The sequence below is a fragment of the Ruminococcus sp. genome (assembly GCF_024691275.1).
Classification (GTDB): Bacteria; Bacillota; Clostridia; order Oscillospirales; family Ruminococcaceae; genus Ruminococcus.
Map to the genome: position 1 here is coordinate 12,407 of NZ_JAILNU010000047.1, position 13,886 is coordinate 26,292.

Consider the following 13,886-nt stretch of genomic DNA (forward strand, 5'->3'; position numbering starts at 1 on the left):
ATATGAAGGAGAATAAAAATGGCTGATTTTGATGTTAATGACTTTTTTAAGGGAATTATTGATTCCGAAGAAGGCCCTATAGTGCTCTGTAACCTCGATTACAGAATTATTTACGAGAATCCTGCGGCAATAAAGTATTATGCACCTGCTTCACCTCTCACAGGCAGGCTTCTTGAGACCCTTATGGACGAGGAAATGATGAGCAAGGTCATTATGAGCGTTGAATGGTTCAAAGAAGATGAACAAAACAACCGCGTATTCGCTTTTCATGACGATACCAACAATATGGATATGTATATCCTCGCTATCAGAAACATTGAGGGCGAACTCATGGGATTCTACGGCCGCCGTGAGGATCGCACCCCCGATTCGGGCAAGGAATTTGACCTCGACTGACCCCGAATGTATTATATATACATTTTAAAGTGTGAGGGCGGCTTGCTTTACACGGGTATAACCAACAACATAGAACGCCGTATGAAAGAACACTTTGAAAGAAACGAAAAATGTGCAAAGTTCACTCGTTCACATAAAGCACTGTCGCTTGAAGCTCTCTGGAGCTGTGAAAACCGCAGTCTCGCATCAAAGCTCGAATATCGCATAAAGCAGCTGTCTAAACCGCAAAAGCTCGGACTTATAGGGAATAACAGCTGCTTTTCCCGACTTTTCGGGGAAGATGTCTCAGAGCTCTACAAACGCGAGACTATCTGATAAGGAGTACCATATGTACGAAAACAAGACCGATGACCTCCCTGTAAAAACTGTCCTCGCCTGCGTGGATACAGGCGAATTCGATGCGGAGGCTTCAATAAATGAGCTTGAAGAACTGGCTTCAACTGCTAACGCCGATGTTGTGGGAACTATCATACAGAAGCGCCCTGCCTATGACCCTGCTACCTGCATGGGCGCAGGCAGGCTCGAAGAACTGAAGGAACAGCTCGATGCACTGGAAGCTGAGCTGGTCATCTTCGACCATGAGCTCACAGGAGTTCAGGTGCGCAATATCGAGGAGATACTCGATGTCCGCGTCATAGACAGAACTACCCTGATACTCGATATCTTCGCTCAGCGCGCTCGTACCAAAGAAGGCAAGCTGCAAGTCGAGCTCGCTCAGCAGAAATACCGTCTCCCCCGTCTGACAGGCATGGGCACGGCTCTTTCCCGACTGGGCGGCGGTATCGGTACAAGAGGTCCCGGTGAGACTAAGCTGGAGACCGACAAGCGCCATATCCGCAAGCGTATCAGCTACCTCGAAGCGGAATTGGAAGAACTCAAAAAGCACCGTAACTTCTCGCGCTCACGCCGCAAAAAAGACAGTGTGCTCTGTGCGGCTATAGTCGGCTACACCAATGTGGGCAAGTCCACGCTGCTCAACGCTCTCACCGATGCGGGAGTTCTCGCCGAAAACAAGCTCTTCGCTACACTTGATATAACCTCACGCTCAATCGAGCTCCCTGACGGAAGAAGCGTCATGCTGATAGATACTGTCGGTCTTATACGCAGGCTCCCCCATAACCTCGTCGAAGCCTTCAAGTCAACACTTGAAGAAGCTGCGGCAGCGGATATTATCCTCAATGTGCAGGATCTCTCCTCGCCCGAAATAAAGGAACAGGCTGAGGTAACGGCAAGTCTGCTCAATGAGCTGGGCTGCGATGGCATACCGCAGATATTCGTCATGAACAAGGCGGACGCTGCTGCGTTTACCGATACAGTGTTCGAGAACGATAATACCGTTATGATAAGTGCTAAGGAACATACAGGCTTTGATAAGCTCCTTGAATGTATCATGAAAAACCTCCCTGAGACTGCCAAGCGCATGAAGCTGCTCATTCCATACGATAAGGGCGCTTTCCTCGGCAGGATAAGACAGGACGGCAAGATATTCTCCGAGGAATACGCCGAAAACGGCACTCTCATCGACGCTCTTGTTGACGTGAAGCTCATAAAAGAGGCAGAAAGCTACAAGGTCTGAGTACTTTTCAGCGGAAATGCGTTGACATGAGCGCTAAAAACGGATATAATTTATGTATGATAAATCATAATTTAACGTAATAACTTAATAAACCTATGAACGGGATTCCAAAGGGACTGTGTTCCTTTGGGCAGGTCAAGGGCTGACAGCCCTTGTGGGGTGTGGGGCAAAGCCCCGCAGTTACGAAGGCGCTCCGCAAAGGGTGAATTTCAAAACAATCCAGTGGATTGTTTTGAAAGAGGGAACGCCCTGCAAGTGAGGGCGTTCCCTCAACGGGACGCCGAGGGCGGCGGCCCCTACAAATAGTCCCAAAATCAATCGAAAGGATAAAACATGAATAATAAGATAAACGAATTATACGGCTTCGACAGCAGGCTCTCTGAGCTTGCCGCTCAGGCAGAAAAGAACTGCGCAGAAGCTTTTGAAAAAATAGATGCTAACGCTGAATACTGCGGAGCTAAGGTGCTCAAAGCCTTCTCCGACAACAAGGTCAGCGAACCCTGCTTCTATGGCTCCACAGGCTACGGCTACGGAGATATGGGACGCGAGGTCATCGACAAGGTCTTCGCTCAGGCTCTCGGCGCTGAGGACGCTCTTGTGCGCTTCAACTTCGTATCCGGCACTCATGCCTTGTCTGTTGCGCTTTTCGGAGTTCTCAGAATGGGCGACAAGATCGTTTCCATTACAGGCAAGCCCTACGATACCCTCGAAGAAGTCATCGGCATCAGCGGCACAAAGGGTAACGGCTCTCTTATGGACTACGGCGTTGAGTACGGTCAGGTAGACCTCAACGACGACGGAACTCCTAAGCTCGACGAGATAACCAAAGCTGTCAAGGACGCTAAAGTCGCTTACATACAGCGTTCACGCGGCTATTCTCTCCGCGGAGCTTTCACGATAGCCGATATCGAAAAAATGATAAATGCCGCTAAAAAAGGCAATCCCGATATCATTGTAATGGTTGACAACTGCTACGGCGAGTTCGTCGAGGACAGAGAGCCTACCGCTGTAGGCGCTGACGTTATCATCGGCTCGCTCATCAAGAATGCAGGCGGCGGTATCGCTCGCACAGGCGGATATATCGCTGGTAGAGCTGATCTCGTAGAGCTCTGCTCATATCGTCTTACCTGCGTCGGCATGGGCAAGGAAGTGGGCTGTACTCTCGGTATGAACCGCGAAATGCTCATGGGAATATTCTTCGCTCCCGACGTTGTTGCAAATGCTATAAAGACCTGCACTTTCGCAAGCGAGCTCTTTACTATGCTTGGCTTCGAGTGCTCTCCACGCAAGGACGACCCACGCGGAGATATAATCACTGCCGTAAAGCTCGGCGATGAGGAACACCTCTGCGCATTCTGCCGCGGTATCCAGAAGGGCGCTCCCGTGGACTCCTTCGTAACTCCCGAGCCTTGGGATATGCCCGGCTATTCAAGTCAGGTCATCATGGCGGCAGGCGCTTTCACCAACGGCGCTTCCATAGAGCTTTCCGCTGACGCTCCCCTCCGCGAACCATTCGCAGTATGGATGCAGGGCGGCATCACCTACACAAGCGGCAAGCTGGGCGTAATGCTCGCAGCTCAGGAAATGCTTTCTGAGGGACTTATAAAATTATAAATCGAAATTCCGTTCACGTTATTTCGATCAAGTTAAAAGTTGAAAGTGCATAGCTGATAGTTAATGTCGCCGCAAGAGGCTTCGCAGCTTTCAGCTCTGAACTCTTAACTAAATAAAAATGAGGAGGAAAATATCATGCCATTCATCGACGTTAAAACAAACGTATCTGTTTCAGAGGAACAGAAAACATCTATCAAATCCGCTATGGGACGCGCTATCACAGCTATCCCAGGTAAATCTGAGAGCTGGCTCATGGTAGGCATTCAGCCTGAATACGACCTCTGGTTCAAGGGCGAGGACGCTCCTGCTGCTATGGTAGAGGTCTCTATCTTCGGCAGTGCTTCTTCAAATGCGCTCGTAACTCTCACAAGCCACATCACTGGCATTCTTACTGACAACATAGGTATACCGTCCGACCGCGTGTACGTCAAATACACAAGTACCAACGAATGGGGCTGGAACGGTTCAAACTTCTGAGGTGATATTTATGAAACTTAAAAGATTCTGCGGCATACTGACAGCAGCTGTTGTATGCGTTTCAGCTTATGTGCCGACTATCGCAGGCAATAAAAACTATGAGCTTACTGCTTCTGCCGACGAGTGGTACTTCGCAGGAAGCACCTGTGACCCACTGCACGATACTTCACGCGACGTTCAGAAAGAGGGCGTTGGCAATCCTTTGAATTTCGGCGAAAGAAATACTCCTGCCGATGCTTCTGCTGCCGAGATCCGTGCCATCAACCACAAAATGACCGTTCAGGAAGTAAAGTATGCTCTCTATAAGGAAATTGACGAGCACTGGGATCTTATCTCCACCCGTCTCGGTCAGACAGACCGCGAAAAAATGTACGCTCTTTTCCTCGGTCTCGGTTCAAGAGAATCCACTCTCGGTGAGGGCAAGATCGGTTCAGACCACGAAACCGCCTACGAAGACGGCTGGGGTGTGAACTCCGCCCACGCTTACGGTACTATGCAGACCGCTGTTACCGCATTTGCAGACTGTGATCCTACATTCATGCCCGAGGACAATGTTCCCGAAATGTTCCAGTACTCATTTACACCGTCCAACTTCTATGACTGCATAATCTCCAATCATATGGGTATCAGAAAGATACTTCACTTTGCAGAAATATGCATCAATAAGGAAAAAATGCACGGCTATCAGGTCATCAGAAACAGTCTCAAAGGCTTCAATACAGGCTGGTGCTACATGGCTGAGGACAGCGGCGCATACAAGACCTACGCTGATGAGATTTGTGCAATGGCACAGTTCTACTACTATGAGGGACACCTCTACGATAACGTGTTCACATGGACAGCGGCAGGCGGAAATATGGCTAAATACCGCGAAGGTAATCCGTGGGACTGGTGGGGCGACGGCGAACCGAGTATGGCTCCTATAGAGAACAAGCCGCCGACAACTACTTCAACCACTACGACTACAACGACTACAACTACTACCACAACTTCAACTACTTCAAAACCTGTAGCAAAGCCCGTCTACGGCGATGCAAACTGTGACAGGGATGTCGATATGGCTGACGTTGTAATCATAATGCAGTCACTGGCTAACCCTGACAAGTACGGCAAAAACGGCTCTGACAAGCATCACATCACCGAGCAGGGACTTACAAATGCCGACGTACAGGGAAATAACGGCGTATCTACCGAAGATGCACTGGCGATCCAGCTTTATCTCCTCGGAAAGTACAAGTCACTTCCCATAGACTGAGTAAAAGTTCGGATACTCATATAAAAAGTTTTGCCCCGAAGCATTCAAAGTGCTTCGGGGCATTTTTGCAGCTCATGAACACAGGTCAGCTCCCTTGCAGGGCTAACAGTTCGATTCTGCTTGGTAAAAAAATGCCATAGTACTTCTGACTTCAGATCAGAAATACTATGGCTTATTACTTCTATATGAATAGCTTAGGTACGGGTGGTCTTATTTGTGTTCCCTTGAACTTATGAATTGATAAGAAGCTGATCGAGTGCAGATGTGTCTGCTGTGATATCGCCGATATTGATACCGTCGGATACCTGACTGTCATTGCTGAATGCCGACATATTCTCTACAAGCAGCATGGTCTGGATATTTGCTATATCCGAGATATCCTTGCTCTCTTCACCAATGACCGCACTGTCGTTTACATCAGAGATCACTGTGTTTTCAGCAGTAATTTCGCCGCCGAAAATATCATCGGAATAAATATCGCTGAGATATTCTGTGAATGTCTGCTCGATGTCTTCTTCCTCAACGGTATCAGGCTGCTTTGTGAGCACGAGTTCCCATGTGTTCTTGTCCACATAACCCTCTGCACCGTCTGCAAAACTGAATGTGTAGGTAGCCTGTCCCCACTTGAAGTTGCTTACCGTGAGAACGTCCTCTGTATCGTTTACAGAGATAAGGAGGTTTGAACCCCACTGGTCAGAAACTGTGATCTCGTCGGAATTGATGTCCTTGAATACAACAAAGCTGTGATCGCTGCCCCACTCGTTGACAGAATCCTGACCGTAGCCCTTGCCGAAGATGTATGTATCCTCGCCGTTGCTTCCTGCAAGTGTGTCATTTCCTGCACCGCCGTCAATAATGTCATCGCCATTAGTTGCGTAGATATTATCATCTCCGTCAGTACCAATGATCGGAGCTGCCTTAGCATTGATATCAGACTTGCCAAGAACTGTTCCGTCGTCAAATACGAACTGATAATTGCGGTCGAGATAATCCTCATAGAAGGACTTGACGATAAGCTTATCTCCTGTTTCATCGCCAAAGCTGATCGAGAGGCTGTTATCGTTTTCACGTACACTGTTCATATCCTCTGCGCTATAGCCGTGGATAACGATAGTGCAGCTGTCTGCTGATGCTTCAATAGTATCAACATCATAACCCATACCGTAAACGTAAGTGTTAGCGCCTGTGCCTCCGTTGAGAATATCATCGCCTGCTCCGCCGTCAAGGATATCATTGCCTGAACCGCCGTTAAGCTTATCATTTCCGTCACCTGCGATAATGCTCCAGCCGCTGTTGTCAACAGCAAAGAGCTGATCATCGTCAGATGTGCCGTAAACAGGTGCATTTACTGCTTCGATCTGATGCTGTTCAAGAACAGTTTCATCATCAAATACGAAATTGAAGTCGCGGTTGCTGTTGAAGTTGAAGAAGCCTTCGACAATAAGTCTGTCGCCTGTATCCTCACCAAAGTCGATAACAAGATCGTTATTCGGCATTCTGGTATTATGCATATCCGCTGTTGTATAGCCGTGGATAACAATTGTATTCAGGTCGCCCGAAGCATGGATAGTATCAACATCATAGCCGATATCAAAGATGTATGTATCTCCGCCGTGGTCGCTCTGGAGGAAGTCATTTCCTGCGCCGCCGTCAAGAACATCTGAACCGCCGCCTGCACGGATCTGGTCATCACCGTCACCGCCATAGAGGAAGCTGTTGTTGTCGCCGTCGTAGATAATGTCGTTGCCGTCGCCGCCGTAAATTGTATTTATACCATTGCCGCCGTAAAGTGAATCATCACCCTCGCCGCCTTCGATATAATCGTCGTCATTTCCGCCGTAGATAGCGTCGTCACCGTCTTCACCGAACATACGGTTATTGCCGTTGCCGCCGTTCATAGTATCGTTGCCGCTGCCGCCCATGATAAGATCTGCAAGCTCGCCGCCTGTGAAGTTATCATCACCGTCACCGCCGTACATATTGTTTATGCCGTTGCCGCCGTGGAATACATCATCTCCGTCGTCACCGTACATATTATTAACGCCTTCGCCGCCGACAAATACGTCATTTCCTGCGCCGCCGTAGAGGTTATCATTGCCGTTCCCTGCTTCGAGGTAATCATCGCCATCGTCGCCGTAGAGAGTATCATCTCCGTCGCCGCCAAACAGTGAATCATTTCCGTCTTCGCCGCGAACAAAATCATTTCCTTCGTCAGCATAGACTGTATCGTCGCCGTTTCCGCCGTAGATCTCATCGTTACCGTCATTGCCTGCGATAACATCGTCACCGTCTTCGCCGTAGAGCTTGTCAGCACCTGCACCGCCGAGAACAACATCATTGCCGCCGCCTGCATTGATAACATCATTACCGTTTCCGCCGTCAAGGTGGCTACTTCCGTTGCCGTCTGTAATGGTATCGTCGCCGTCTTCACCGCGGATTATATTTGTGCCGTTTCCGCCTGTGATAGTATCGTTGCCTTCGCCGCCGTAGATGAAGTTGAGGTTGTCGCCGCCTGTAATAGTATCATCACCTGCGCCGCCTCTGATGATATTGAAGCCGTCGCCTGCTGTGATAGTATCGTCGCCGTCAGTTCCTTCGATCACCTGACGTGAATCACCGCCGCCGAGTATCTTGCTATCGCCGTCGAAGACGAAGTCATAATTCTCAGGAACATTGATAAAGTCAGGAAGGCTGATAGTCTCGCCTGTTTCTATATGTGTGAGTACGATGCCGTTGTTTATATCTACGCTGAGAGTGTAGTCATCAGCGCTTATCTCGTCGCCGAATATAAGTGCGCTCAGACCCTCTGAATCGTAAATGACATCATTGCCGTGATCTGCATTGATGTAGTATGTATCTCTGCCCTTTCCGCCGTACAGTATATCATCACCTGTACCGCCGCTGAGAGAGTCGCTTCCCTCGCCGCCGTAAAGTGCATCATTGCCTTCACCGCCATTGAGGATATCGTCACCCTTATCACCATAAAGAACGTCATCGCCTGCTCCACCGCTGAGAGTATCGTTTCCGTTTCCGCCATAAATAACGTCATTGCCTGCGTCTCCGCTGACGGTATCATTTCCTTCTTCACCGTAGATCAGATCATCGCCGGCACCTGCACTGATATTGTCATCTCCGTCACCGCCGTAAACGATATCGTTTCCTGCATCAGCATCTATATTGTCGCTTCCGTCCTCGCCATAAATTATGTCGTTTCCTGCACCTGCACTGATCTTGTCATTTCCACTGCCGCCGAAGATAGTATCATTGCCTGATGAAGCATTTATAGTATCATTTCCGTCACCTGACCAGATGATCTCGTTTTCCGATGTTCCGTTGACAGTATCATTGCCATCAGAACCGATAACTACAACTGCATTGTTGTAACGTGCAACTGTTTCAGCCGACTCAGGGTGAGCACTTACGAACTGAGATACAAAATTTGTACCGTAAACGTTGTCATAAGCTTTGAGATATGAGCAGATGCTGCATATGATATCACTTGCTTCACCGTTTGTATCAGTCTGCTCTCCAAGTACTGCACTGAGCTCTTCAAGATTGAATACACGCTGACCGTTTTCATTTACAGTGACAGATACTGTATCGAGTATATATGCTGCCTTGCTGTCTCTGTTGAGAAGATTGAAATAGAGCTCCTCGAACTTTGCATACATCTTCTTCAGTATCGCAGCAGCATTGGTATTAGGATTTGTGCTGTTTCCTGCACCGATGAACGATTCAACGCCCATGATAGTTTCAATAACGTGCAGGTCACGGGCATCAATTGCGCTGCCTCTTGAATTGCTTGCTATATTGTCGGCTCCTGATATATGATAGAGTATCTTCTTTGTGAGGATACGCTTTTCAACATAATCCTCCGATGCCTTGAATGTATCAACAAGATTCGTGAGGTAGCCGTCTGTATCATGCTCAAGTGCGTAAGTTACACTGTGAAGGTTGCCGAATGATGTAAGATCATCATCAACGCCCTCTGTGTGGAGCTCCTGTGTATCAAAAGTCGAAGCCTCGAACCAGTGCTCGGAGATATTGTGCTTAACGCCGTTGATCATGACATCAGCAAAGAGCTCCTTATTAGGTGCGTCCTCAGGCTCTCCTTCGGGAGAATGCGATACTGTGCTTATTGAGGTTATGCCAAGCTCAGCAAGTGTAAAGAGCTCCTTCTTAGCAAGCTCTTCTTCAGTATCAGACACAGGGAAATACGTAACACCGTTATGATCCTTGTCGATCCATACACGAAGGTCAGCAAAATGAGCATCCTTTGCATTTACAACGTTGTCGTTGTTGGTATCGAATGTTTTGAGTACCTCAAAACCGTCTGCAGATCTCTTTCCGCTTGGAAGTATTACCTGATCGCTGAACAGCTCAGAACCGTTCGTGATCTTATTATCCTCATCGCGGTTATATACAAGGAAACCGTCCACAGTATCTATCCATGCGGTCTTTTCTGCAAATCCGTTATTGTCTATATCAAAGTAAACGCCATTCTCTACATTTGTGGTATGAACGCCGTCATTATTGAGGTCGATTATAAGCGGATCACGAGGAGGCTGTGCCTGTCCTGCACTATCATAATCACCCGGAAGTGTTCCTGATGTATCATCTCTGAGTTCGTCCCACGGACCGCCTACGAATGTGCCGCCGCCAGAACCTTGCTTCTTCTCAAGCTCCATGTCTTCATTGAGGATATATGTACCGCTCAAGCCGTCTATCTCAAAGTAGAAGTTTTCGTCATTTGTATAATAGTTTGTAAGCTTCATTGAAGCGCCTGTCTGTTTTGACTTGATAATAACGCTGTTGAGCGATTTTTCAAAACTGATTACTTCCTTGAAGCTCTTCAGATCTGTAGGAACATTTTTGAATAAAACATAGTTGGTTCCAAAAGAATCATTAACATAATCGTGGTCATCAACGTGTCCCTGATTTGATGAACTGCCATATATATCCTTGTTGAATATATATGTATCGTTTCCTCCGCCACCGTATAAATAGTCGGTTCCCGAACCGCCGTCTATAGTGTCAGCGCCTTCATTGCCATAGATAGTATCGCTGCCTGCTCTTCCTTCAATATAGTCGTTATCATTGCCGCCGTAAAGGTAATCTTTGTTATAGCTTCCGTAGATATTATCATTACCGTCTTCGCCGTAGATTATATCGCCTTCTTCAGCGTCTTTGCCATAATCTCCATAGAGATTATCATTACCGCCATTACCGTGGATAGTGTCTTTTCCGCTGCCGCCGTGGATAGTATCGTTGCCTTCGCCGCCTTCTATCGCGTCGTCGCCGTCATCACCGAAGATGTTATCATCTCCGTCATCGCCGTAAAGTAAATCATTGCTTTTACCGCCGTGAATCGTATCATTGCCTTGTCCGCCTGCGATAGTATCAATATCATCACCGCCAAATATGATATCTTTATATCTTCCGCCGATAAATGTGTCATTTCCCTTGCCAAGAAATACGACTGTTTTCTTATTAGGACCTGCGCTATAATTTTTTTCATCATCAGTTACGATGAGATCATATCCATGATCCGAAAGGAGTTCCTTGAGATCATCAAAAGCATCCGGCAGTTCATCAGTTGTTTCGCCGTCTTCAATGAATTCTTCAAGATCAGCTATTATATCTGCTACCCTGCTGTCGTTGTTTACCATTGTCTGGAATTCAACAGTGCGAATATAGTCAAGGCAATCCTTTACTATGCCGTTATTTGCATCATATACACTATTTTCAGCATCTCTTGCTTCTGCATACTTACTTTCAATAGTATCCCACAAATAATAAAAATCATCTTTATCAAGATAATGATCACTAAGGAAATCACCCGCAATATCCCAAATGATCTGTTTGAGAAGATAATCATCTTCTCCATCTTTGAACTGATTGCCAACTAATTTTAAAGCTCCTTCCAAAACCTTTGGAAGCTTGGTATATTCACTATTGGTCGCTAATTCGATAATAAATGACAAAGTATCAAATTTATCCATTCCAAGTGAATAAACTATCTCTCTTGCATCATCAAGATCAAGGTTATTTGAATCAATAAAGCGCATTGTATATCCTATAAGAGTTGCAAGCTGAGGAAGTTTGCCAAATATTGTTGCTTCGATATTTGCATTATCAAGAACCGCTCCCATAATTGATTCTACATAATCAATAAGAGCATCATAAGCGCCTTTGTCATTCAAATTAAGAAGATACGAAACATATTTCTTTAATAGTATTGATTGTTCATTTTCAGAAATAATATCAAATATTGGAGTAACACGTCCTGCAAAATCTATTTCAGTTGCGATCGAATCTCCATCTGTTCTGAAGAAAGAATTCGGGCTGTGATTCTGTGCAACAATGCTTCCTATATCATTCCAATCATAACTTGGAGCTTCAAGACCATAGCCTTCACAATAATACTGATTTGTTCCGGGCAGCTGTTCAAGCAGTATATGCACAAAATCCGTACTAAGAGAGTAATTTGAAATATGACCCGCTCTTTCACTTATTTTATTTGCATATTTAGTAATAAAATCTTTTGAAAAGCCCTGTCCGTCCAAACTTACACATCTTGTTATCTTATCACTGAGGATAGCACAATACATAGCCTTATTGCCGCCCTTTGAGTGACCGGTGACAGTAATATCACTATAAGGCAGGCTGTTTATATAATTCAACGCATCTTCCTGACATGGAGAATCAGTCATTTTAGCCGCTTTTACATCGTCAAGCCATTCATCATAATTGGCTGTTCCAAGAAAAGCAACAACTGCTTCATCAGGTGTTTCATCATCTGTAAAACACAGCGCAAGCTTCTTTGTTCCATTAGGTGAATTAAGAAAATCTGTAAATCTAAGATTTGATATTCTCTCATTGCTGAGAATATATCCTATTACCTGTCCCCATTCTTTTGCACTTATAAAGAAATCAGTATCAATTATGTCATCATTGCCTTTAAGAAGTGCGATCTTATCATCGTCAAATTTACTAAGTATTTCACCAACTGTTTTGCCTTTACTTTTTTCACTACTAAATGTAATACGATTAACTTCGTCTATAGACGCTGCCTCATAAATATCATCACTTGCTTCATTAAAATAAGTGAGCATTTCAATCATACATAGTTCTTCTGCTGTAAAAAATACCATTATTAAATCTCCTCTTTAATTATTTCATATTGATATCGATATCATAGATCATATGATCCCTATCATACATATCGGAATGATTTTTGTATGTCAAGCGGTCAAAATCCTCCTTTCTGATTATCGTAGCTCTGAAATTACATACAAAATCATGTCCATCATTTAAATATGTATCTGAAAAAGCATCTAACTGCGCTTCAGTACATTCTTCATCAGGTACAAATAGTACCGCTGTGGATTCTACTTTATCCTTTACAGTATTTTCATTTATTACATCATCATATTCCATATCTGCTGAGCATGGATAGACATATACTTTAACATTACCTTCTCCAAAATATGCCTCAACATAATCAGTAACGACTTTTTCCATAGCTTCTCTTACCGCTACAAGTATATATTTATCAGAATAATTGCCGTCTCTGTCTTTTTCAACAGTGACAATATTGCGGCTATCTTCCTTGTCATATCCTTTGGGAACAAAAGCTGTTTTTTCCTGACCCATTATCCATGCCGAATCATGAGAAAGGCACTCAAATTCTACACCTTTGTACTTTTCATCAAGATACAAAAATGCATTCTCAATATTCATTATACCTCTCTTCTGATTCGACTCTAACTTGTCGATATCTGTTGGAAGTCCATTTTCTGCAAGTATCGCCTTTTGTCTTTCTGTCAGTACAGAACGGTCAGCTGTTGGTGTTACAGCTGATGTCGGTTCATTAACAGTGGTATCGTCTTTTTTGCCGATAGGCACATAACAGCCGCATAACCCACAATACATTGCAACACTCAATAATAAAACAGTTGATCTAATGTAATGCTTTTTCTTTTTCATAGTTTTCACCTTATCAATTTTGCATTTTAAATACTTCTTCATGAATTGCTTTATACTCATAATTTGTTGGAAGCTCATTTCCGCTTTCATTCAATTTTTGAATTTCTGAATAGAAATCATCATCGAATGAAAAAATGCCGCCCCTGATATAATCGTTTGAGAAGGTCTGAAAACATTTTTCTTCCAGATCTTCTTTTAATTTTGATATAAGACTTTTTTTATACACCGAATCAGTGATATTAACATCGTTTTTATTACTGCTTACTACGTAAAAATCCTTATCATATTTTTCATTCATATATTCAAGTGCGGTCTTTTTAGCTTTTTTAGTATCAAATTCTTTATAAAGATCGTTTTTTTCATCACAGCCGAATAAGATCATAGATAAACTGCAACATATGATAAAGAGTTCCCTTTTCATAACTTTCACCTTATCAAAATTAAATGGTTGGATAAAAACATTTTCTACTGCTCATTATATCATTTTTTTTTTGATTTGTAAAGTTACATCTGTCATTAATTTAAAAGCATCCGCTTATATATTTAATCTATTATCCGTTATTTATTTAGTTGTAAACA

At 44.7% G+C, this 13,886-nt stretch carries 9 protein-coding genes; 6 read left to right on the forward strand and 3 right to left on the reverse strand.

Annotated elements, in window-relative coordinates; translation table 11 throughout:
- The first annotated feature begins 18 nt into the window (after positions 1-18).
- The 6 genes from K6G33_RS05935 to K6G33_RS05960 all read left to right on the forward strand — a co-directional run bounded on the left by K6G33_RS05935 (position 19) and on the right by K6G33_RS05960 (position 5,318).
- A complete protein-coding gene (locus K6G33_RS05935) occupies positions 19-396 on the forward strand; it encodes a hypothetical protein (protein ID WP_296777298.1) in 378 nt (125 codons plus the stop codon).
- A 6-nt stretch (positions 397-402) separates the two neighbouring features.
- A complete protein-coding gene (locus K6G33_RS05940; RefSeq protein ID WP_296777300.1) occupies positions 403-711 on the forward strand; it encodes a GIY-YIG nuclease family protein in 309 nt (102 codons plus the stop codon).
- A 13-nt stretch (positions 712-724) separates the two neighbouring features.
- The gene (hflX, locus tag K6G33_RS05945) at positions 725-1,972 is read left to right on the forward strand and encodes a GTPase HflX (RefSeq protein ID WP_296777303.1); all 1,248 of its coding nucleotides are present in this window, start codon (positions 725-727) and stop codon (positions 1,970-1,972) included.
- Between the two features lie 333 nt (positions 1,973-2,305).
- Positions 2,306-3,586 (forward strand): methionine gamma-lyase family protein, encoded by a 1,281-nt coding sequence (locus tag K6G33_RS05950; protein WP_296777306.1) that lies wholly within the window; start codon positions 2,306-2,308, stop codon positions 3,584-3,586.
- A 135-nt stretch (positions 3,587-3,721) separates the two neighbouring features.
- Positions 3,722-4,063: a phenylpyruvate tautomerase MIF-related protein gene (locus K6G33_RS05955; protein WP_296777307.1), complete on the forward strand. Its 342-nt coding sequence runs from the start codon at positions 3,722-3,724 to the stop codon at positions 4,061-4,063.
- 10 nt (positions 4,064-4,073) lie between these two features.
- On the forward strand, positions 4,074-5,318 hold the full coding sequence (locus K6G33_RS05960; protein ID WP_296777310.1) for a dockerin type I repeat-containing protein: 1,245 nt from the start codon (positions 4,074-4,076) through the stop codon (positions 5,316-5,318).
- Positions 5,319-5,548: 230 nt separating this feature from the next.
- Here the strand turns inward: K6G33_RS05960 and K6G33_RS05965 are convergent, their stop codons facing one another.
- From K6G33_RS05965 to K6G33_RS05975, 3 genes are read right to left on the reverse strand one after another with little or no spacing between them, the layout of a single operon-like run.
- Positions 5,549-12,472 (reverse strand): Mbeg1-like protein, encoded by a 6,924-nt coding sequence (locus K6G33_RS05965; protein ID WP_296777312.1) that lies wholly within the window; start codon positions 12,470-12,472, stop codon positions 5,549-5,551.
- A gap of 19 nt (positions 12,473-12,491) precedes the next feature.
- Positions 12,492-13,307, reverse strand: coding sequence for a hypothetical protein (locus K6G33_RS05970; protein WP_296777314.1), 816 nt, complete (start codon positions 13,305-13,307; stop codon positions 12,492-12,494).
- Positions 13,308-13,320: 13 nt separating this feature from the next.
- Positions 13,321-13,728: a hypothetical protein gene (locus K6G33_RS05975; RefSeq protein WP_296777316.1), complete on the reverse strand. Its 408-nt coding sequence runs from the start codon at positions 13,726-13,728 to the stop codon at positions 13,321-13,323.
- Between the last annotated feature and the right edge of the window lie 158 nt (positions 13,729-13,886).